General features: G+C 72.6%; 14 protein-coding genes. 4 read left to right on the forward strand and 10 right to left on the reverse strand.

Annotated features, from left to right (window positions below; translation table 11 throughout):
• Positions 1–55: 55 nt before the first annotated feature.
• A complete protein-coding gene (locus tag ABD944_RS17375; protein ID WP_345177663.1) occupies positions 56–1,318 on the reverse strand; it encodes a nucleotide sugar dehydrogenase in 1,263 nt (420 codons plus the stop codon).
• A gap of 18 nt (positions 1,319–1,336) precedes the next feature.
• Positions 1,337–2,791 (reverse strand): glycosyltransferase family 4 protein, encoded by a 1,455-nt coding sequence (locus tag ABD944_RS17380; protein WP_345177665.1) that lies wholly within the window; start codon positions 2,789–2,791, stop codon positions 1,337–1,339.
• A 23-nt stretch (positions 2,792–2,814) separates the two neighbouring features.
• Here ABD944_RS17380 and wecB point away from each other — a divergent pair, with 23 nt between their 5' ends.
• The 3 genes from wecB (at position 2,815) to ABD944_RS17395 (ending at position 6,837) form a co-directional block, all read left to right on the forward strand.
• Positions 2,815–3,927 carry a non-hydrolyzing UDP-N-acetylglucosamine 2-epimerase gene (gene wecB, locus ABD944_RS17385; RefSeq protein WP_378190685.1) on the forward strand — a complete coding sequence of 371 codons (1,113 nt, stop codon included), beginning with the start codon at positions 2,815–2,817 and terminating at the stop codon, positions 3,925–3,927.
• Complete coding sequence (locus tag ABD944_RS17390; RefSeq protein ID WP_345177668.1) at positions 3,920–4,660, forward strand: serine/threonine-protein kinase; 741 nt, start codon at positions 3,920–3,922, stop codon at positions 4,658–4,660. Before wecB ends, ABD944_RS17390 begins: the two co-directional genes overlap by 8 nt.
• A gap of 86 nt (positions 4,661–4,746) precedes the next feature.
• Positions 4,747–6,837: a glycosyltransferase family protein gene (locus ABD944_RS17395; RefSeq protein WP_345177880.1), complete on the forward strand. Its 2,091-nt coding sequence runs from the start codon at positions 4,747–4,749 to the stop codon at positions 6,835–6,837.
• 112 nt (positions 6,838–6,949) lie between these two features.
• Here the strand turns inward: ABD944_RS17395 and ABD944_RS17400 are convergent, their stop codons facing one another.
• Complete coding sequence (locus ABD944_RS17400) at positions 6,950–7,960, reverse strand: CDP-alcohol phosphatidyltransferase family protein (RefSeq protein ID WP_345177670.1); 1,011 nt, start codon at positions 7,958–7,960, stop codon at positions 6,950–6,952.
• Positions 7,961–8,083: 123 nt separating this feature from the next.
• Here ABD944_RS17400 and ABD944_RS17405 point away from each other — a divergent pair, with 123 nt between their 5' ends.
• On the forward strand, positions 8,084–9,571 hold the full coding sequence (locus tag ABD944_RS17405; protein ID WP_345177673.1) for a hypothetical protein: 1,488 nt from the start codon (positions 8,084–8,086) through the stop codon (positions 9,569–9,571).
• Here ABD944_RS17405 and ABD944_RS17410 read toward each other — a convergent pair.
• The 7 genes from ABD944_RS17410 to ABD944_RS17440 all read right to left on the reverse strand — a co-directional run bounded on the left by ABD944_RS17410 (position 9,568) and on the right by ABD944_RS17440 (position 21,175).
• The gene (locus ABD944_RS17410) at positions 9,568–10,749 is read right to left on the reverse strand and encodes a glycosyltransferase family 4 protein (RefSeq protein ID WP_345177676.1); all 1,182 of its coding nucleotides are present in this window, start codon (positions 10,747–10,749) and stop codon (positions 9,568–9,570) included. The two genes, ABD944_RS17405 and ABD944_RS17410, sit on opposite strands and share 4 nt — an antisense overlap.
• Positions 10,746–11,549 (reverse strand): hypothetical protein, encoded by an 804-nt coding sequence (locus tag ABD944_RS17415; RefSeq protein WP_345177678.1) that lies wholly within the window; start codon positions 11,547–11,549, stop codon positions 10,746–10,748. The genes ABD944_RS17410 and ABD944_RS17415 overlap by 4 nt, the downstream gene beginning before the upstream one ends.
• A 26-nt stretch (positions 11,550–11,575) precedes the next feature.
• Positions 11,576–14,989: a bifunctional glycosyltransferase/CDP-glycerol:glycerophosphate glycerophosphotransferase gene (locus ABD944_RS17420; RefSeq protein ID WP_345177681.1), complete on the reverse strand. Its 3,414-nt coding sequence runs from the start codon at positions 14,987–14,989 to the stop codon at positions 11,576–11,578.
• 67 nt (positions 14,990–15,056) lie between these two features.
• Complete coding sequence (locus ABD944_RS17425) at positions 15,057–17,270, reverse strand: bifunctional glycosyltransferase/CDP-glycerol:glycerophosphate glycerophosphotransferase (protein WP_345177682.1); 2,214 nt, start codon at positions 17,268–17,270, stop codon at positions 15,057–15,059.
• Between the two features lie 59 nt (positions 17,271–17,329).
• Complete coding sequence (locus tag ABD944_RS17430; protein ID WP_345177684.1) at positions 17,330–18,490, reverse strand: acyltransferase family protein; 1,161 nt, start codon at positions 18,488–18,490, stop codon at positions 17,330–17,332.
• Positions 18,491–18,574: 84 nt separating this feature from the next.
• Positions 18,575–19,657 carry an acyltransferase family protein gene (locus ABD944_RS17435; RefSeq protein WP_345177687.1) on the reverse strand — a complete coding sequence of 361 codons (1,083 nt, stop codon included), beginning with the start codon at positions 19,655–19,657 and terminating at the stop codon, positions 18,575–18,577.
• Between the two features lie 96 nt (positions 19,658–19,753).
• Positions 19,754–21,175: an LCP family protein gene (locus ABD944_RS17440; RefSeq protein ID WP_345177689.1), complete on the reverse strand. Its 1,422-nt coding sequence runs from the start codon at positions 21,173–21,175 to the stop codon at positions 19,754–19,756.
• Between the last annotated feature and the right edge of the window lie 84 nt (positions 21,176–21,259).

Raw genomic sequence — 21,259 nt, forward strand, 5'->3', positions numbered from 1 at the left:
CCGCCGATGGGAAAAGCCCTGTCAAAGAAGCCCGCCACCGAAATGCGCCCGCCCGTCACAGGAGCTCGACGGTGTCCTGCTGGACGTTGCGCGTCCGGCCGCGGGTGTCGAACAGCAGACGGGCGTGCCGCGCCAGGGTCGCCGCGTCGTAGGCGGCGTGGTCGGCCAGCACGATCGCCAGGTCCGACGCCTCCAGGGCGGCGGCCAGGTCGTCCCCGGCGGACGGCACCGGCTCGCCGTCCACCTCCCACAGGGTGACGAACGGGTCGTGGAACGACAGGTCGGCGCCGAGGCGGGCCAGCCGCCGCGCCACCGGCCGGGCCGGCGACTCGCGCTGGTCGGCGATGTCGGCCTTGTAGGTGACGCCGAGCAGCAGGACCCTGGCGCCCTTGAGCGCGCGTCCCTCCCGGTTGAGCAGCTGCTGGGCGCGTTCCGCGACGTACCGGGGCATCCGGTCGTTGATCTCCTGGGCCAGCTCCACGAACCGGAACGGGTAACCCAGCGAGCGGACCTTGTAGGACAGGTAGTTCGGGTCGATCGGGATGCAGTGCCCGCCGACGCCCGGCCCCGGCCGGAACGCCTGGAACCCGAAGGGCTTGGTGGCCGCGCAGTCGATGGCGTCCCACAGGTCGATGCCGAGCTCGTTGCAGAACACCGCCATCTCGTTGACCAGCGCGATGTTGACGTGCCGGTAGGTGTTCTCCAGCAGCTTGGCCATCTCGGCCTCGCGCGTCCCCTTGGCCTCTACGACCCGGTCGACGAACTTGCCGTAGAACGCCGAGGCCGCCGACGCGCAGGCCGGGGTCAGCCCGCCGACGATCTTCGGGGTGTTGCGGACGCCGTAGACCGGGTTGCCGGGGTCGATCCGCTCCGGCGAGAACGCCAGGTGGAACTCCTCCCCGGCGACCAGGCCGGACGTCTCCAGGATCGGCCGCACGACCTCCTCGGTCGTGCCCGGGTAGGTGGTGGACTCCAGCACCACGAGCGTCCCGGGCTCCAGGTGGCGGGCGACGGTCTCGGCCGCGCCGCGCACCGCGGTCAGGTCCGGTCCGCCCTCCGGCGAGAGCGGCGTCGGGACGCAGATGACCACGGTGCGGGCGCCGTCCAGGACGTCCTCGTGCAGGCTCGGGGCGAACCCCGCCCGCAGCATGTGCTCGACCTCGTCCGCCGACACGTCGTCGACGTGCGACATCCCGGCCTTGAGGCCGGCGACCACGCGCGCGTCCCGGTCGAGCCCGCCGGCCCGCAGGCCGGCCCGGCAGGCCTCCCGCACGAGCGGCAGCCCCACGTATCCGAGTCCGATGACCACGAGATCCACGCGGCAGCCCCCTTCGATCTATGTGCTCTGGCGTGTCGGGAAGCGATAGGCGGCCCGGTATCCGGCCGTCACGGCGCGCCAGGTCCGTTCCGCCGCGACCCATTCACGGGCCGACCGCCCGATTTTCTGTCTCCTTTCGGGACTGTAAGCCAGATCTTCCAGGCAATTCGCCCAGGCTTCCGGGTCTTCCGGAACTGTTAACGCCCCCGTCACGCCCGGTTCCACGATTTCGCGAAGAGCCTTGACATCACTGGCTATAACGGGGATTCCCCCCGCCATGGCCTCGATCGGTTTCAGAGGCGTCACCAACTGGCACACCCGGTCCGCCCGGCGCGGAACCGCGAAGACATCGAGGACGGCGTGGTACTGGCGAACGGACTCCATCGGCACCCGGCCGGTGAACACGGCGTGGACGCCGCGTTCGGCCGCGCGCCGTTCGAGCGCGCCGCGCTCGGGGCCGTCCCCGACCAGCAGGAGGGTGACCGGAGCGCCCCGCTCGCGCAGCAGGGCGGCGGCGTCGATGAGCGTGTCGATGCCCTCGTAGCCGTAGAACGACGACGTCAGGCCGGCGACGGTGGCGCCGCGGTCGATCCCGAGCCGCTCGCGCAGGCCGGAGCCGTCCGGGAGCGGCGCGAGGAACGCCTCGTCCACCCCGTTCGGCACCGTGAAGATCTTCTCCGCGGGGACGCCGCGGGAGGCGATCTCGGCGCGCATCGCCTCGCCGAGCGTCACGACCGCGTCCGCCTCGGCCATCCGGCGGGTCTCCAGCTCGCGGGTCAGCCGGTAGAACTCGTCGTCCTCGCTGTGCGCGGGGTCGCGGGACAGCCAGGAGTCCTCCAGGAAGCCGCGCACCTCGTACACGACCGGGACGCCGTGGCGGCGTCCGAGCTCCAGCGCGACGGCCGCGTTCAGGTGGTTGCTGACCGCGTGCAGGACGGACGGCCTCAGCTCCTCGACCAGCCGTCCGGCGAGGTCGGCGCTCTTCACCACGGTGTCGCGCGGATCCGTCCGCGGGAACCACGGCAGCAGCCGGTGGTAGGGGACGCCGTCCACGTCCACGCGGGCCCGCCCGTCGGCGATGCCCTGGCTGAGCGGGTATCCGAGCCGGGTCACGATGTGGGGATCGAGCCCCATCTCGCGCTGGGCGAGGGCGATCCGGTGCGTCCGGACGGTGTAACCCGCGTTCGTGCGCGGCAGGGCGTTGGTGACGAACTGCAGGACGGTCGTGCCCTGGACGGCCCGTCGCGCACGCGTGGGCGCGGGTTCGGCGAGCAGGAGCCGCAGGTCCCGCGTCTCGCGTCCCACGTCCCGGGGCTTCGGCACGACGAGGCGGGAGCGCCGCAGCCGGGCGCCGAGCGGGGTCCGGGCGGCCAGCCGCACGGCGAGCCGCGACGCCCTCCCGGGGTCGTCGCGGAGCTGCCGCCAGGCGAGTCCGGCCAGGTAGACGGTTTTCTTCACGGGTTCGTCGGCCACAGGCCGGACGGTAGGGAACCCCGATGAACAGAAGGGAAATTGTGTTGGCACCCATCGTGCACGTCCTCGGGGCGAGGCCCAACTTCGTCAAGGCGGCGCCGGTGATATCGGCGCTCGCCGCGGCGGGCGCCGAGCAGGCGGTGATCCACACCGGCCAGCACTACGACGCGCGGATGTCGGAGATCTTCTTCGACCAGCTCGGGCTTCCCGAGCCCGACGTCAACCTCGGCGTCGGCTCGGGCGGCCACGCCGAGCAGACCGCCGCGCTCATGATCGGGCTGGAGAAGGAGTTCACGGGTCGTTCACCCGCGCTCGTCATCGTGTACGGCGACGTGAACTCGACGATCGCCGCCGCCCTCGTCGCGGCCAAGCTGCACATCCCGGTCGCCCATGTGGAGGCCGGGCTGCGCAGCTTCGACATGACGATGCCGGAGGAGGTCAACCGCAGGATCACCGACCAGCTCTCCGCGCTGTGCCTGGTCACGAGCCCGGAGGGGATCGGCCACCTGGCCGCGGAGGGCGTCGCGGTGGAGCGGGCGCACCTGGTCGGCAACCCGATGATCGACACGCTGCTGGCCAACCTGGACCAGTTCGACACGGCCGCCGTGCGGGCGGCGCACGGGCTGCCGGAGCGCTACGTCCTCGCGACCATGCACCGGCCCGCGAACGTCGACGCGCCGGAGACGGCCGCGGCCCTCGTCCGGCGCCTGCACGGCGTCGCCGACCTCGCCGACCTGGTCATCCCCGTCCACCCGCGCGGGCGGGCGAACCTGCTGGCCGCCGGGCTGGACGAGCACGACCGCGTGCACATCCTGGAGCCGCTCGGGTACATCGACTTCATCGCGGCCGTCCGGGGGGCGGCGGCGGTCGTCACGGACTCGGGGGGCCTCCAGGAGGAGACGACGATCCTCGGGGTGCCGTGCCTGACCGTCCGCCCCAACACCGAGCGGCCGATCACGATCACCCACGGCACGAACCGGCTCGTCACGTTCGAGGAGCTGGTGCCGGGGGTCCGCAAGTGCCTGGAAGGGGGAGCGGCGGCCGCGGGCGGGCCGGGCGAGCGCAGGCCCCCGCTGTGGGACGGCCACGCCGGCCCCCGCATCGCCGAAGTGATCATGGAGTTCCTGGGTGAGTGACGAGGACAAGAACGCCAAGGCCTACCAGCAGCTCGGGCGGCTGAAGTCCACGCTGCGCGAGCGGGAGGCGCGCCTGGACGAGATGGAGAAGCGGCTCGCGGCCCTGGAGGCCTCGACGGCCGTCCAGTTCGGGCGGCTGGTCGCGGGCGCGGCGCGCAACCCCAGGCGCGGCAAGCGGCTGCCGCGGGAGCTGTACCGGCTCTGGCGCAAGCGCAGCGCCCCGGTCTCGGCCGCGGCGCGCGCGACCGGCGGCGGCGTCCAGCCCGACCGGGTCGAGCGGCCCGAGGACCGGCTGCTCGTCGCGGGGCCCTGCGACGTCCCGATCATCGCGGGGGTGCTCGCGCCCGGCACGGCCGCCGTCCTCGCCGGGCACGCCAGGGTCGTCGCCCTCTACCCGCACGACGCCGCGATCGCCCTCGAGACCGCCGACGTGGACGCGCTCGTGGTGGACGCGGCGGCCGGCGAGCCCGGCGGGCCGTGGGCCTACCTGGGCGTCCCCGGCATGTACGACCGCGATCTGGCGCTGCACGAGATCCGCCGGATCGCCGCGGCCCGATCGCTCCCGCTCGTCCTGTGGGGCGAGGCGCCGCCCGCCACCCTGGCGTCCCTGCACTGGGACGCGACCGCCACCGCGCCCGCCGGGCTCGTCCGCCTCCTCGACCCGGCGCCGTCGCCGGACGCCGGTGGGGGCCCCGCCGCGACGAGCGGTGCCACCACGAGTCCGGCCCGTTGAAAGGAACCACCGTGCGACCACGTGCCCTCGTCTACGGCGACGTCGACCTCAACATCATCGACGGGTCGGCCATCTGGGCCCAGGGCATGGTGCAGGCCCTGGCCCGCGCCGGCTGCGAGGTGACCCTGGTCCTCAAGGCGCCCGTCCGGACGGGCCGGCTCGTCGACCCGCTGCGCGCCCTGCCCGGCGTCACCGTCCGCAGCCCGCACGCCGAGGGACTGTTCGAGGGCCCCGCCGGCATGGCCGCGCGGCAGGCCGCCGGGGTGCTCGCCCGCGTCGACGAGGAGGACCCGCACGACCTCGTCGTGGTGCGCGGCCGCATCCTCGCGGGCAAGCTCGCCGCCGGGCCGATGGCCGGGCGGCTCTGGACGTACCTCACCGACGTCCCGCAGTCGGCCGCGGAGTTCACCGCCTCCGCCAAGGGCGACCTGCGCCGGATCGCCGACGCCTCCCGCGTCCTGCTCTGCCAGACCGAGGAGCTGCGCGGCTTCCTGGAGAGCGCCGTCCCGGCGACGGCCGGCAAGAGCGTGCTGTTCCCGCCGGTCGTCGTGCTCCCGGACGGCCTGGAGACGCGCGGCCCCGGCCCCTCCGACGGCCCGCTCCGCCTCGTCTACACCGGCAAGTTCGCGCCCCGGTGGAACACCTACGAGATGACGTCCCTCCCGCGCCTGCTGGCCATGCGCGGCGTGGACGCCGAACTGCACATGGTCGGGGACAAGATCCACGACGATCCGTCCGATCCCGGCTTCGCGTCCCGGATGAGGACCGCGCTGGAGACGGGCGAGGGCGTCGTCTGGCACGGCGGCCACCCCCGGGCCGAGGCGATGCGCCTGACCGCCGCCGGCGACGTGGGCCTGTCCTGGCGCGACGCCTCCATGGACGCCAGCCTCGAACTGTCCACGAAGGTGCTGGAGTGCGGGACGCTCGGCGTCCCGGTCGTCCTCAACCGCACCCCGATGCACGAACGGCTCCTCGGGACCGACTACCCGCTGTTCGCGGCCACCGAGGACGACGTGCTCGACGCCCTGACGCTCATCGGCAAGAACCCGGAGATCTTCACGCTCGCCGCGGACCGCTGCCGCGCGGCGGCGGCGGAGTTCACCCTCGACGCGGCCGCCGCCCGCCTGCGCGGCTACCTGGCGCAGGCGTTCCCGGAGCCCTCCGAGAAGGTCCTCGCCGTGAAGGGGCGCCGCCTGCGCGTCGGGGTGGCGGGCCACGACCTGAAGTTCTTCTCCCGCCTGCTGGACTACCTGCGCTCCCGTCCCGACCTGGAGGTCCGCGTCGACCACTGGGCCGCGCTGAAGGCCCACGACGAGGAGCGCAGCCAGGCCCTGGTCGACTGGGCGGACGTCATCGTCTGCGAGTGGTGCGGCCCGAACGCCCTCTGGTTCGCCCGGCGCAAGCGCCCGGACCAGCGCCTCGTCGTGCGCCTGCACCGGTTCGAGCTGTACGCGGGCTGGCCGAAGCAGCTCGACATCGGCGCCGTCGACCGGGTCGTCTGCGTCAGCCCCCACTACGACGCGCTGACCCGCGAGATCACCGGCTGGCCCGCCGAGAAGGTCGTCACGGTCCCGAACTGGGTGGACGACGCGCAGCTCGACCGCGCGAAGCTCCCCGGCGCCGAGCACCACCTCGGGATGATCGGCATCGCCCCGTCCCGCAAGCGCCTGGACCTGGCCCTCGACGTGGTCGAGGAGCTCCGCCGCGACGACCCGCGCTTCACCCTCTTCGTCAAGTCCAAGCTCCCCTGGGAGTACTGGTGGATCTGGCAGAAGGACGAGGAGCGGGCCCACTACGAGGAGGTCTTCCGCCGCATCCGGCGCTCCCGCCTCCTCTCGGGCGGCGTCGTCTTCGACTCCTACGGGCGCGACGTGGCCTCCTGGCTGCGCCGCATCGGCTGGGTGCTGTCCACCAGCGACGACGAGAGCTTCCATCTCGCGCCGGCCGAGGGCATGGCCTCGGGCGCCGTCCCGGCCCTGCTGCCCTGGCCCGGCGCCGAGACCATCTACGAGCGCCGCTGGATCCACGACGACACCTCCGCCATGGCCGCGTCCATCGCCACCACGGTCTCGCTGGGCCGCTGGCAGGACGACGCCGAGCAGGCCCGCGCCCAGGTGAAGGCCGCCTACGGCCTGGACGAGGTCTGCCGCCAGTGGACGGACCTCCTCACCGGCTAGGCCGCTCCCTCCGCGACGGGCCGCCGCGCCGGGTGAAGGACGGGCCGGGAGGGGCCGTCCAGAGAGAAAGGTCCCCGCGGCGGCGCCGCGGGGACCTCTCCGGCGGTACGGGTCAGCCGGAGCTGCCGACGACCGCGCCGGCCTGGGCGGGCTCGGCGGGAAGCTCGGCGCGGTGGGACTCGATCTTGGCGTTGAGCTTGGCGAGGCTGCGGCTGTAGTCCCGGCTGGAGAGCCAGAACTTGTAGATGATGATCAGCTCGAAGGCCAGCAGGCCGACGCCGCTGAGGACCACCACGGGGATGATGGCGCCCGGCACGATCGCGGCGGCGATCGGGGCGACGATGAACACGCCCATCTGGAACTCGATGCCGCTGATCAGGTGGGGGCGGATGCGGCCCGCCATCAGGACGTTGCGGATGCGGGCGTACCAGGGGAAGCGCTGGTTGAAGCCCGCCTGGAGGACGGCGGCGTTGGGGTCGTCGCCGACGACGCGGTTCTCCGCGTCGGCCTCGGGGTCCTCGGTGAGCGCCTCCGCGGAGCGCAGGTCCTCGTCGGCCTCCACCAGGTCGCCGTTGGCGCGGCGGGCCGCGAGTTCGAGGGCCTGGGCCTCCTCGCGGGCCGCGCTGAGGGTGGTCCGCATCTGCGAGCGGACCTTGTAGATCTCCAGCGCGTCCATGTAGCGCAGCATGTCGAGGAAGACGACGGCGAGCGCCGTCCAGACGTAGGCGACGTTGCCGGTGGCGGCGTACTGGCCGGCCATCAGGGCGATCGCGCAGGCCAGGACGCGGACGCGGTCGAAGATGTAGTCGAGCCAGGCGCCGAACACCGAGCCGGTGCCCTTCAGCCGGGCGACCTTGCCGTCCATGCAGTCGAGGGTGAACGACAGGTGGTACAGCAGCGCGCCGGCGAGCAGCCACGGCCAGGACGCGACGGCGAAGCAGGCGCCGGCGGCGAGGCCGAGGACGAGCGCGCCGACGGTGAGCTGGTTCGGCGTCACGCGCGTCCTGTTCGCCGTGAACTTGACGAGCCTGGCGGCCAGCGGGTCGACCAGCAGCACGGTCCACCAGGCGTCACGCGCCTTGTACGTCCGTTGCCGAACGTCGTCGAGCGTGAAGTTCGCCATGGGGTTCCTTTCGTTCGCGGAGCGGTCTGATCGTATCGGCTGTCCGGTTCCGGTCACCGGGGATCTCCCGGATCGTGATCGTCCGGTCACATGACGATCAGCGCCGCGGGTAAGGGACGCAGAATGCGCGTGCGTCCCCTCGCTCCCCACCTGCCGTTCGCCGGAGTCCTCGCCGTCGCGGTCTGGATCCGGGCCGTCGCCGTCCTCGCCTATCCGGCTCCCCTGTGGTTCGGTGACTCGCCCGGGTACCTGGAGGCCGCGGTCGCGTTCCGGCCGGATCCGACGCGTCCCAGTGGATATCCGATCTTGCTGTGGCTGCTCAAGCCCTTCCACAGTTTCGGCCTGATGGTCTCCGTGCAGCACGCCGTCGGGGTGCTGACCGGTGTGCTGGTCTACGCCCTGGTCTGGCGTGCGGGACGGGCGGCCCTGCCCGTCGAGGACGGGAAGCCGTGGCGGGTGTGGCTGCCCGGCGCGGCCGCGGCGCCGCTGACCGTCCCGGTGCTGATCCCCGCGCACCAGATCGCCCTTGAGCACATGCTCATGTCGGACTCGCTGTTCGCGTTCCTGCTGCTCGCGGCGGTGGCGGCCGTGCTGTGGCGTCGCCGGCCGGCCTGGTGGCTCGGCGCCCTGGCCGGGGTGCTCACGGCGTGCGCGACGCTCACCCGGACGGCGGGACTGCCGCTGATCGCGCTGGTCCTCCTCGCGATGCTCGTCAGGAGGGCGGGCCGGACGGCCTGCGCGGCGGCGGCCCTCGCCTTCGTCCTGCCCGTCGCCGGCTACATGGTCTGGTTCCACGCGGAGTACGGCCAGTACAAGCTCGCCAAGGCCGACCAGGTGTTCCTGTACGGGCGCACGGCCGCGTTCGCCGACTGCCGGGTGATCAGGCCCCGGCCCGAGCTGGCGATCATGTGCCCGAAGCGGAGCGACCCCCGGATCTCCCGGTCGTTCTCGGTCATGTGGACGCCCGACTCCCCGTTCCGCCGCATCCCGGGCTGGGTCTACGGCGAGGAGGGCAACCGGCTCGCGGGCGAGTTCGCCTGGGCCGCGATCAAGGCGCAGCCCGCCGGCTACGCGGAGGTCGTCGTCCGCGACACCCTGCGGGCGTTCGCCTGGCGACGGCAGCCGTACCCCACGCCGTGGACGTGGCTCCAGTACGAGTTCCCCGAGGGCGAGGCGTGGAGCGACAGGCAGGCGCGCCTCGCCGGGCGGTACGGCGGCGACGGCGAGACCCGGGTCGTGCGGCCGTGGTCGGGGGTCGTCCTCGCCTACCAGGACCACCTGGTCATGCCCGGCACGATCCTCGGCGTCCTGCTCCTCGGCGGGCTCGCCGGGGCCGTCCCCCACGCGCGGTCGAACGGGCGGTGGCGCCTCGCCCGGCCCGTCCGGCACTGGACGGCGGGCGCGCTGCTCCCGTGGGGGACGAGCCTGGCGCTGCTGGTGATCCCCGCCGCGACCGCCGACTTCGACTACCGCTACGTCATGCCCGCCGTCCCGTTCGCGTGCGTCGCGCTCGGGCTGGCGCTGTTCCCGCCGCGCCGCCCGCCGCGCGTGCCCGCGCCGCGGAAGGAGTCCCGGCCGGCCCGGGCGAAGATCGAAGCCGAGTCCGGCTAGCGCCGCCCGGTGTCGCGGCGCGGGGCGGCGAGCAGCCCGGCGAGCATCCGCTCCCAGCGCGCGGCGACGGCGGACACGGCGAACCGCTCGGCCGACGCGACGGCGTTCGCCGCCATCGCGCGCCTCAGCTCCTCGTCGTCGATCAGCCGGATCAGCGTCTCGGCGAGGGCGCCGGAGTCCCCGGGCGGGACGAGCAGCCCGTCCGCCCCGTCGGTGATGATCTCGCGGGGCCCGTGCGGGCAGTCGAAGGCGACCACCGGCAGCCCGCACGCGAACGCCTCGATGATCGTCATGCCGAACGGCTCGGCGCGCGAGGGCAGCGCGAGGACGGACGCCTTGGCCAGCTCGCCCTCCATGTCGCGGGCCGGCTCCAGCATCCGCACGTGGTTGTAGAGGCCGAGGCGCGTGGCCCGGCGGCGCATCTCCTCGCGGCGCGGCCCCTCGCCGTGGACGCGCAGCCGCCACCGCGGATGCTTCTCCACGACCTTCGCGAACGCGTCCAGCAGCAGGTCGAACCCCTTGATCCAGACGATCCGGCCCGCCGCCACGACCACCCGGTTCTCCTGCCGCGACCGCGGATGCACCCGAGGGGGCAGCCCGTTGCCGATCGTGTGGACGGGGCACGAGCCGGCGGGCAGCAGGCGCTCGTAGTCCGCGGTGTCGGCGGCCGTCAGGCAGGTGAGGGCGTCCAGCCGCGGGTACCCCTCCTCGATCTCGGCGAGGATCCCGGCGTCGTTGATGCCGAGCTGGAGGTGCTCCTGCCCGACCACGACGACCTCGGCCGGCGCCAGCCGCGCCGCCATCAGGTTGAGCCCGGCGCGGGTGGTGACCAGCACGTCCGTGCGCGGCCGGCGCAGGAAGCGGGCGAGTCTCTCGTCCGTCCAGGCGGAGTACTTGGAGAAGCTGCGCTCCTCGGGATGGACCATCCGGCTCGGCTCGTCCATGAGCCGCCCGGCGCGCGCGGCGTGCGGCCACGCGGCCTTCGCGCCCGGCCGGACGTCGACCAGGGAGCGCAGCCGGACCCGGCCCGACAGCGGGAACACCGGCCGGTCGGCCGTGCGCCGCACGCTGACGATCTCGACGTCGTGGCGGCGGGACAGCTCGTCGGCGAGCGTGAAGGTGCTGCGCACCGTGCCGTCGATCGTCCAGGCCTCCAGCAGCAGGAACGTGATCCTCATGGGCCGGCGTCCTCCGGGAGGAGGTGGCAGGAGACCGCCAGCCCGTCCTGCCGCGTGTAGTACGGCCGTACGCTCATCCGGCCGCCGCCGGACGCGACGACCTGGCGGGGGTAGGACAGCGTGCCGAGCTTGCCCGGCGCGTCGTAGAGGAACGTGGCGAGGCGGGCGTGGACGTCGCCCGCGTCGAGCCAGAGGTCCCACAGGGAAGGCTCCCACCGGGTGAACGCGCGGACGTCCAGGCGGGCGTCGAACGCGGTCCCGTCGAGCCGGGCGCTCCACGTCTCCCTGCCGCCGCCCTCGCGCGCGACCGCGACCAGCCGGGCGGCCCCGCCCGGGCGCGGCCCGGCGTAGGCCGGCCATCCGGTGATCCCGATCTCGCCGTCGAGCGGGTGCACCTCCTCGACCTCGGCGTGCGGGACGACCTCGCGGACGTCGAGCACGGCCCGCCCGTCCGGCAGCCGCACGACGCGGACGGCCCGGTCCCGTGCCCGTCCGGCGTACTCGCGCAGGCCGTCGAAGGAGAACCCGGGATCGTCGGTCACCAGGGGACGCTCCGCGCCGATCAGGATGTCCCACGTGCCGGGCGCCAGCCCCGCGACCGTGAGGACGGCGGAGCGCCGGTCGTCCGAGAGCGGCCCGGCGCGGACCTCCCCGGACCTCTCGTGGCGCAGGACGATCCGCTCGCCTTCCGCCGCCGGCCGGGGCCAGCGGATGCGCAGGGCGTCGTCCGCACCGACCCTGCAATGGTCGGCCACCCCGCGGGCGTCCGACTTCTCACAACGGTCGGGAACCGTGGTCACGGCCCAGTCGCCTTCCCCGATGACGCTTACCGGACTGTGCCGTCCGCGCCGAAGACGCGGTCGACGGCACGGGAGGCGGCATGCCCGTCGTCGAGAGGGCAGAAACGCGCGACGAAGTCCTTGTAGCGGTCGCGATAGCCCTCCATGGCGGACTCCGCGTCGCGGACCGCCTCGATGAGGTCATCGGAGGTCTCCACGAGCGGCCCCGGGGACTCGGCCTCGAAGTCGAAGTAGAAGCCGCGCAGCCGGTCGCGGTAGTCGGCGAGGTCGTAGGTGAAGAACAGCATGGGCCGGCCGGTGTTGGCGTAGTCGAACATCACCGACGAGTAGTCGCTGATCAGCACGTCGGAGATCAGGTACAGCTCGGTGATGTCGGGATAGGCCGAGACGTCGCGGACGAAGCCGTGGCCGTCCTCGCGGACGCCGTCCACCACGTTGGTGTGCAGCCGCACCAGCAGGACGTGGTCGTCGCCGAGCGCGGCGCGGGCCCGCTCCAGGTCGATCCGCATGTCGAACCGGTAGCGGCCCCGGCTGTAGTACTGGTCGTCCCGCCACGTCGGCGCGTACAGGACGACCCGCTTGCCCTCGGGGATGCCGAGCCGGGCCCGGACCCGCGCCGCGACCGCGTCGGCCTCCGGGCTGTACAGCAGGTCGTTGCGGGGGTAGCCGACCTCCAGCATCTCCCCCTTGAACGCGAACGCGCGACGGAAGATCTCCGTGCTGAACGGGTTGGGGGACAGCAGGTGGCTCCACTCGGGCAGGGAGGGCCCGGGGTCCTTCGAGCGCGACTGGAGCGCCTTCCTCATGCCCGGCGCGTAGGCGAAGTGCACCTCCTTGATGTCCCCGCCGATCTTCTTCAGCGGCGTGCCGTGCCAGGTCTGCAGGACGACCTGGTCCGGGTGCCGCCGGAACGCGTCGCCCAGCCGGTGGTTCGTCACGATGTAGCGGGACGCGGCGAGCGCCTCGTGCCACTCCCTGCCGTGCAGCCGGACGGGCCGCAGCGTGTCCGGCAGCTCCACCTGCGCGTCGTTGACGACCCAGAGCTGCTCCAGGCCGGAGTCCCGGCGCATCAGCTCCTCGTGGACGGCCTTCGGGCTGTCGGAGTACTGCCGCCCGTTGAAGCACGAGAACAGGACGGCGTCGCGCAGCCCGTCGCGGTCGGCTCGGCGGCGCGCCTCCTCCCGGTACCTGGCGCCGGCGCTCTTCTCCTCCGGCGGCACGTCGCCCGTCACCGCCACGGCGAGCAGCCCGTCGCGCGCCTCCAGGGCGTAGCCGCGCCGCGCCACCTCCAGCGGCCCGGGCAGGCCGTCCTGCGCCTCCGCCGACAGCCGGACGGTCAGCGCCCGCCCGCCCGGGGGCCGGAACAGCACGTCCCAGCGGCCGGGACGCAGCGGCAGGACGCCCGCGACGCCCGGCACGGCCGCGACCGGGATCTCCCCGCGCAGGCGCCCCGGCGCCGGATCGGGGACGAGGTCGAACGCGTACTCCTTGCGGTGCCATCGGCCGCGCAGCACGATCTGGCCACCGGCGTGCGCGGGATGCGCAGCGGTCAGGACGAGGGTCCCGTCCGGCCGCCAGGCGCAGGCGTCGACGGAGAGCCGCGCCGTGGTGCGCCGGACGCGCAGGTAGCCGCCGGGCCCGCGGCCCGCGGCGACCTCCAGCGGGCCGAACGTCCGCCGGACGTCCTCGACCCCTTCGGCGAGCACCAGGGGGCGGCCCGCGACCCGGACCGTCCAGTCGCGGGTGTCGTCGATCTCCTCCTCCGGCGGCGGGGATCCTTCGAGGGACTCCGGGGAGACGCGGGCGACGTACCGGCCGCCGGACGCGGTGACCGGCACGTCGACGCGGTCGTCGCCCAGCGTCAGCGACAGGCCGTCCGGCGCCTCGTCCGCCTTCACCTCGACGACGAGCGTGCCGCCGTCCCAGGACAGCGCGACCGCCGCCGACCGGACCCGCTCGACCTCGATGACGAGGCGGCCGTCCTCGATGCGCGGGACGACGCGCACGTCGTCGGCGACGTAGCGGTAGGGCGGATGCGCGCCGCTGCCGGAGCCGCCGCCGCGCAGCGGCCCCCGCCGGAACACGCCCGCGTTGAGCACCGACGCCTCGACCGACCAGACCCCCTCGACCCATTTCCTGCGGTCGCGAAGGCGAGCCGCGTCGAGGGCGAACGCGAAGCCGGACCAGCCCGACCGCTTCCCGGGCGCCGGCGCCTGCCGGGCCCGTGCGAGGATCCTCCGGCCGCCGGACCGCAGCGTGATCGCCTTCACCGACGTCCAGCGGCGCCGCATGCTGACGGAGTTGATGTAGGCCTCGCCGGTGACGGTGAGCCGGTCGCCGTCCCAGCCGACCGCGTGGACCCGGCCCCGCATCCCCAGCTCGCCGCGGGCCCGGTACACCTCGCGCGGGACGCCGACCTCGGCGTCCTTCCAGTACGGGTAGACGACGTACCGGCGCAGCGGGTCGCGGACGATCGACGGCGAGGCCTTCCCCCGCTCGTACCGGACCACCTTCACCAGCTCGCTCGTGCGCCCGGCGGAGGCGAGATGCCACTTCAGCCGGGTCAGCGCCGGGACGCCGGCGAGCAGCTTGGCGGGCAGCTCGGACGCGTACGCGGCGGCCTGCGCGACGACCTGCTCGCGCTCGTCGCCGGGCAGGTCCGGCAGCGCGTCCAGGAACACCCGCAGCTCCTCGGCCGCCGCGAGCGCCTGGAGCCGCCGCCGGGACCGGGCGTGGCCGTGCTCGCCGAGCCAGGCGACCGCGAGGGCGACGGCGCCGAACCCGTCCGCGATCTCCTGCGCCTCCGTGGTGGCGGGGAACCGCTCGCCCCGCCGGCGCAGGACGACGCCGGGCAGCACGTCCACGCCCTCCGCGAGGTGCAGCGCCCGCACCGCCGGGAGCAGGTCGTCGTAGCGGCCGAGGTCGGGGAACTCCAGCCCGTGCGACGTCCAGAACGACCGCCGGAACAGCTTCCCGCCGACCCCGCGCTCGCGGACGAGGCCGGGGGTGCGCCGCACGCCCGTGCCGGTGGCCGGGGCGAGGGACGGCTCGGCGGGCCGCCACTCCGGCGCCCGCTCCGGCCCGCGGCGGACGGCCTCGCGGCCGAGCGCGATGTCGGAGCCTGACGACTCCAGCGCCGCGGCCAGCGACGCGAGGGCCTCCGCCGGCAGCTCGTCGCCGCCGTCCACGAACAGCAGGAAGTCGCCGTCGCTCTCCGCGGCGCCGAGGCCGCGCGCCGCGCCCCGGCTGAGCGCGCCCCGCCGCACGACGCGGAACCGCTCGTCGGGCAGCACGGCCCCGGCGGCGGCGCCCGCGCCGTCGTCCATCACCAGGACCCGCAGGTCCGCGTGCGACTGGCCCGCGATCGACGCGAGCGTGCCGCCGAGCGACTCTCCGGCTCCGTGCGCGAGCACGACGACGCTGATCCTGCTGGAGGGCAAGCGACCCACTCCTTCGGCGTGACGGGGGTGTGCACCGGACGGCGCCGCGGCGGGCCCGGCGCGGGGCCTACTGCGGCGGGTTCGGGATCTTCTCGCCGAGGAACATGCGGCGCACGGCGCGCTCGGCCGCCTGCCCGTCGTCCCACGGGCAGAAACGCGCCCTGAAGTTCGCGCGGTTCTTCGCGGCGGCGTCGCCCCACGCCGCCCCGGACGTGAACGCCTCGACCAGCTCGGCCTCGGTCGCGGCGACGACACCGGGAGGGGTCGCCGTCAGGTCGAAGTTGACCCCGCGGGTGAGCCGGTAGGTCTCCCAGTCGTTGGCGTAGATCACGATCGGCCGGTCGAGGTTGGCGTAGTCGAACATCACCGAGGAGTAGTCGGTGAGCAGCGCGTCCGAGGCGATCATGAGGTCCTCGACGGACGGGTGCCTGGACACGTCGATGACCCGGCCCTCCGGCCAGCCCAGGTCCGCCGCCATGTTCTTGATCTTGTAGTAGTAGTGCGCCCGCAGCAGCAGCACGTGCCCCTCGCCGAGCGCCTCCGCGACCCGCCCGATGTCGAACATGGGGGTGTAGCGGCGCTGGTAGTCGCGGTGCGTCGGCGCGTACAGGATCGCGGTCGCGCCGGCGGGGACGCCGAGCTCCGCGCGCAGCCGGGTGCGCTCGTCCTCGTCCGCGGCGACGAGCCGGTCGTTGCGCGGGTAGCCGATCTCCAGCATCTCGTAGTCGCAGGGGAACCCGCGCTCCCACGCCTCCGTCGACAGCGGGTTGGACGAGACGAGGTAGTCCCAGCGGTCCGACCGGGCGATGAGGGCCTTGAAGTCCATGTCGTTGGCGCCGACCGGATACTCCATCTGGTCGAGGCCCATCTTCTTCAGCGGCGTCCCGTGCTGCGTCATCATGTGCACCTGCCCCGGCCGCTTCACGTAGTTGTCGGGGAAGTTGACGTTGTTGACGAAGTACTTCGCGCGGGCCAGCGTCCGGTAGTACTCGGCGGAGCCGGCGACGACGTAGTCGACGCCCTCCGGCATCGTCCTGCGGGCCCTGGGCTTGACGACCCACACCGGGCGGACGTCCGGGGCCAGCTCGCGGACCTTCTCGTAGATCGCCGCCGGATTGCAGGCGTACCCGCGGTACCAGTACGCGGCGAAGACGGCGAGGTCCTCCTCGATCGGGAGGCGCCGCTGCATCTGGTAGTAGCGCTCCTTGGCGAGCTCCTTGCCCAGCAGCACGCCGCGCCTGCGGAGCTTGGCGGCCTTCCCGCCCCGGCCCCGCGCCTTGTCCTTGGCCTCGGCGGCGCGGACCCGCTCGAAGCCCCGGTGGTCGCCCGCCTTGATCATGCGGTGCTTGTCGGCGAGGAACGGCTTGTCGTCGGGGGGGACGTGCCCCGCCGGCTCGTACCTGTTGTACGTCTTCGACATCTCCGCGAAGAAGCGCGCCTTCTCCGACTCGTGGACGCGGTCGGGCCGCTCGATGATGACGAGCAGGTGCCAGATCGTCCGGTTGAACATCAGCGTGCGGAACGGGTCGGCCTTCGCCCCCATCCCGTCCATGAACTCGAAGATGCGGTCGTACTGCGCGAACGCGTCGAAGTGCTTGGCGCTCGCGGTCTTGGTGATCGCTCCGCGGCGGCGCTGCCGGTAGATGTAGCAGACCCGGTCCAGCAGGCTCAGGCGCTCGGCGGCCATCAGGATCGGGTAGGTGACGTTGACGTCCTCGTAGTAGCCGCCGCTGAAGCGCAGCCCGAGGTCGAGCAGGAACTCGCGGCGGATCGCCTTGTTCCACGCCGTCATCATCATCTCGAGGACGCTCGGCCGCTCCGCCAGGGTGAACACGTCCGGCGCGGGGGGCTCGCGGAACAGGTCGTTGATGATGCTGCGCTTGACCTTGCCGTTCCAGTAGGCACGGGCGTAGTCGAAGACCAGCACGTCGGGGCGGGTCTCGGCGAGCCGGTCGCAGATCGCGCGGACGGCGCCCTCGGTCGCGTAGTCGTCGCTGTCGAAGAACCAGACGTAGTCGCCGGTCGCCATGTCGAGCCCGATGTTGCGGGCGCGGCCGAGGCCGACGTTCTCGGCGAGGTGCCGGACCTTGACGCGCGGGTCGCGCTCGGCGAACTCGTCGAGGATCTCACCGCAGCCGTCCGGCGAGTGGTCGTCGACGGCGATGACCTCAAGATGGGGAAGATCCGGATCAAGGATCGAATCAAGGCATTGCCGGATGTACCCCTGCACTTTGTGCACGGGCACGATGATGCTCAGGGAAATATCGTGATCAGAGCTCACGCGAAGGCCAATCAACTACTCGGTGATTCTGGACTATACCCACAGGTCGGGGTTGAACCTCAGGTCCTGGCGGGCGCGGGTCGAAGGAGCCACCGCGCCTCGGGTTCGACCGCCCACCGGGTGGCCCGCCGCACGGGGGCGGTGGCGAGGACGACGCCGAGCGCGGCGGCGGCCACGGTGACCGAGACGATGCCGAACGGCTCGTGCAGGACGGGCTCGTCCAGCACGCCGGTGTAGTCGAACGTCTTCATGACGAGGCCGTGCAGCAGGTACACGTACATGGTCCGCGTCCCCATCTCGGTGTACCAGGCTCGGTCGCGCGGGATGCTCGCGAGGAAGGCGGCGCCGAGGAGAACGGCGAAGGCAAGGGCCACGAGCCGCCACATCATGCCTTCGACGGTGCCGAACCCCATGGCATCGTAACCCTGGTTCCAGTAGAGCAGACCGCTGTCGATCCTCGGGACGACCGTGCCGAGCTCCCAGACGTAGGCGACGGGGAGGGCGGCGGCCAGCACGGCGAGCCCGGCCCACCGCGCCCATCCGGCGCGCAGCCGCCGCACGTGCCGCGGGTCGACGGTCAGCCCGAGGACGAAGAGCGGCAGCAGTCCGGCGGTCCGGCTGAGCGTGGAGTCGGCGGTGAACGCCCAGCTCCCGCCGACGAGGCAGAACGCCACCGAGACGGCCACCGGATGGCGCAGGTGCCCCCACAGCGGCGCGCTCAGCCGCCAGAACACGAGCGCCACCAGGAACCACATCAGGAAATGCGGCCGGAAGAGCTCGCTCAGCCGGAACTGCACTCCGTTGATGAGCATCAATTGCGCCCGGTAGAGCAGGATGAATATCACATAAGGGACGACGAGCGTGGGGAGGACGCTGCGGAACTTGTCCGTCGAGCGCATGAATCCCCGGGAGAAATAGCCGGAAATAAAAACGAAGACCGGCATATGGAAGGCGTAGAGCACGACATAGGCGGCGTGGGCCGCGCGGCTGTCCCCGAACTGGGACCAGAAGTGCCCGACCACGACGAGCACGGCCGTGAAGAACTTGGCGTTGTCGAAGTACGCGTCTCGGGGGCGGGGCGCCGGCTTCGGCGGCGCCGCCGGGTCGGGCGCGGGGCGGGGAGCGGGGACGGGCGGCGCCTCGGGCAGGGCGAGCGCACTGCCCGTGGCGGAAGGCGCACTGCCCGTGGCGGATGGCGGGGTGGGGAGGACGTCGGACATATCTCCGGGGGGTCGGGTACTGCGGGAGCGGGGAGCGGGGAGCGGGGAGCGGGGAGCGGGGTTAGGAGCGGGAGCGGGGGAGCGTCAGCGGGAGCGGGCGGGCCTTCTCAGAGGTGTGAAGACCCACGTCATCTTCGGCTCCAGTGCCCAGCTCATCGTCCGCACGACGGGCTTGGAGCACAGGAACGTTCCGACCACCAGGGCGCCGGCGACCACGACGACCACCCCGGTCGGGGTGTGCATCCAGTCGGCGTCCCACCAGCCGGTGAAGTTGAGCAGCCGGGTCACGAACCCGTGCAGCAGGTAGGCGTACAGCGTGTAGGAGCCGAGGGAGGTGAACCAGTACCGCCCGCGCGGGATGAGGCTGAGGAACGCGGCGACGAAGACGACCGCCGCGGCGAACATCGCGATCCGCACCACGGTGCCGGTGAGGTTGCCGACGTGGAGTTCGAAGTTCGGGTGCTTCCAGTAGATCCAGCCCCGCGACATGTGGTCCATGACGAGGTAGGTGCCGGCGAGCCCGGCGGCGAGCACCACCGCGCCGATCGGCCGGGCGATCGGCTTCTTCAGCAGCTCGAAGTGCTGCGGCTTCAGCGAGAGCCCGAGAACGTAGAAGGGCAGCAGCCCGATCACCCGGTGGATGTCGAACGTCCCGCCGAGGTCGCTCATGTACGACAGCAGGGCGAAAACGGTCGCGACGGCGAGCGGCCAGCGGATCTGCTGCCAGACGGGGGTGGACAGCCGCCACATGAACAGCGCGCACAGGAACCACGTCAGGTAGTACGGGTTCAGCAGGCTGATCTCGAGGTGGTTGCGGCCCGCGAGCCAGTCGTAGATCGAGTAGGCGAACTCGAACACCACGTACGGCACCCCGACGTTGGTGATCAGTTTGCGGGCCTTGCCGCCGGCGAACGTCCAGTTCCGGGAGAAGTAGCCGGTGATCACGATGAACAGCGGCATGTGGAACAGGTAGATGAACAGGTAGAGGCCCTTGGCCATCGGGACGTTCAGCAGGTTGGCCAGGGAGTGCCCCGCCACCACCAGCAGGATCGCGAAGTACTTGGCGTTGTCGAAGAACGGGTCGCGGACCTTGCGCGCGGGGCCTGGGCCCTGCGGGGCCGGGCTTCCGGAGGCGGCGGCGCCCGCGGCCTCCGGCGCCCCCGCCAAGGGGGGCGCCGCGGGTTCCGTGGACGGCGGCCGTTCGGTTCGCTGTGCCGCGTCGGCCTCCGAGGGCCTGGTGGTGTAAGTCATACGGCTGCCCGGTCAGGTCTCCTTGCAGATGTCGTCGCTGGCGCGGATCTCACCCTGCTGCTTCGGGATGCCGGCGCCGGCGCTCTTCAGGTTCGTCCAGTTCTGGCCGACGATCAGGTCGACGACGCCCGGCGTGCCGCCCGTGGTGCGCGCCGCGGCCTGCGGCTTGCTCGGGATCAGCGCGGTCAGGGTCTGCGCCTGCTGGTCGGCACCGGCACCGTACAGCACCTGCGTGGTGGTCGTGGGCGAGGGGGCGTTCCCGCCGACGGTGACCTGGAAGCCCTGCGACTCCAGGTCGCTGGCGACGCGCCCGGCCTGGCCGTCGATGCCGCTGCCGTTGTAGACCCGCACGCGCACCTGGCTCGGCGGGATCTTCGTGGCGCCCGGCTTGGGCTCCTTCGGCACGGTCTTGTCATTGCGGACGGCGGAGAAGAACGGCTGGGCCGCGGGGGTGAGCGCCACCCGGTTCGGGTCCAGCGGGTCGGGCCCGGACGGGACGGTCACGAACCGCAGCTTGCCGGTGGTCATGCCCTGCATCTCCTTGCCGATGTCCATCATGACCTGCGGCGTCAGCTCCTTGTCGGTGGTGAGCGACTTGGTCACGGCGTTCATCAGCTGGAGCATGCGGCGCGGGTTGCTGAGCACGCCCGCGCTCATCGCCTGGCCGGCGAGGGAGCCCATGAACTTCTGCTGGCGCTTGATGCGGTCGGTGTCGGAGCCGTCGCCGAGGCCGTGCCGCACCCGCACGTAGGCGAGCGCCGTCTCTCCCTTGATCTTGTGCTTGCCCGCGGTCAGCTTCAGCTTGGACTTGGGGTCGTTGACATCCTTGGGAAGGCACACCGGGACGCCGCCGACGGCGTTGGTGATGGCCTTGAACCCGTTGAAGTCGACCTGCATGAAGTGGTCGATGCGGATGTTGGAGATGCTCTCGATCGTCTTGATGACGCAGGCCGCGCCGCCGTTGCTGAACGACGAGTTGATCTGCGCGCGGGTCTGCGCCGGGACCACCCCGCCCTTGCGGCTCTTGCAGGAGGGCATCCGGACCATCAGGTCGCGGGGGAAGCTGATGCCCATCGCCTGGCCGCCGCCGGGGGACAGGTGCAGCAGGATCATCGTGTCCGAGCGCGGCACCTCGTTCTTCATCGAGCGGCCGTACTTGGCGTTCGAGCCCTCACGCGTGTCGGACCCGAGCATCAGGATGTTCATCGCGCTGTTCAGCTTCTTCGGCCGGTTGGGGCCGAGCTGGGCGTTGACGTCCTCGTGCGAGATGTTCCCGAACGCCTGGCGGTACAGGCCGTAGGCGGTGAGAGAGCCGACCACCATGACCGCCGACAGTCCGATGCACACCCAGCCGAGGATGCGCCAGCCGCGTCGCGGCGCCGGCTGCGGGTCGGCGTCGTCGACGTACTCCATGTACATCGGGTTGCTGTTCATCGGCTCCGAGGTCCGGGGGTATGGGCGGTTCCGGGGGTCCGGGGGACGTCCCCGCTATGGGGCCGGCCCGTGGCTCATGGTTCG

It is taken from the genome of Actinomadura verrucosospora (assembly GCF_039540335.1).
Lineage (GTDB): Bacteria > Actinomycetota > Actinomycetes > Streptosporangiales > Streptosporangiaceae > Spirillospora > Spirillospora verrucosospora.

Bases quoted from the DNA above. Each gene is read 5' to 3' on its own strand.
- wecB (WP_378190685.1), top strand. From the start codon at position 2,815: ATGAACAGAAGGGAAATTGTGTTGGCACCCATCGTGCACGTCCTCGGG.
- ABD944_RS17405 (WP_345177673.1), top strand. From the start codon at position 8,084: ATGCGCGTGCGTCCCCTCGCTCCCCACCTGCCGTTCGCCGGAGTCCTC.
- ABD944_RS17400 (WP_345177670.1), bottom strand. From the start codon at position 7,960: ATGGCGAACTTCACGCTCGACGACGTTCGGCAACGGACGTACAAGGCG.
- ABD944_RS17430 (WP_345177684.1), bottom strand. From the start codon at position 18,490: ATGTCCGACGTCCTCCCCACCCCGCCATCCGCCACGGGCAGTGCGCCT.
- ABD944_RS17395 (WP_345177880.1), top strand. From the start codon at position 4,747: ATGGTGCAGGCCCTGGCCCGCGCCGGCTGCGAGGTGACCCTGGTCCTC.
- ABD944_RS17410 (WP_345177676.1), bottom strand. From the start codon at position 10,749: ATGAGGATCACGTTCCTGCTGCTGGAGGCCTGGACGATCGACGGCACG.
- ABD944_RS17440 (WP_345177689.1), bottom strand. From the start codon at position 21,175: ATGAACAGCAACCCGATGTACATGGAGTACGTCGACGACGCCGACCCG.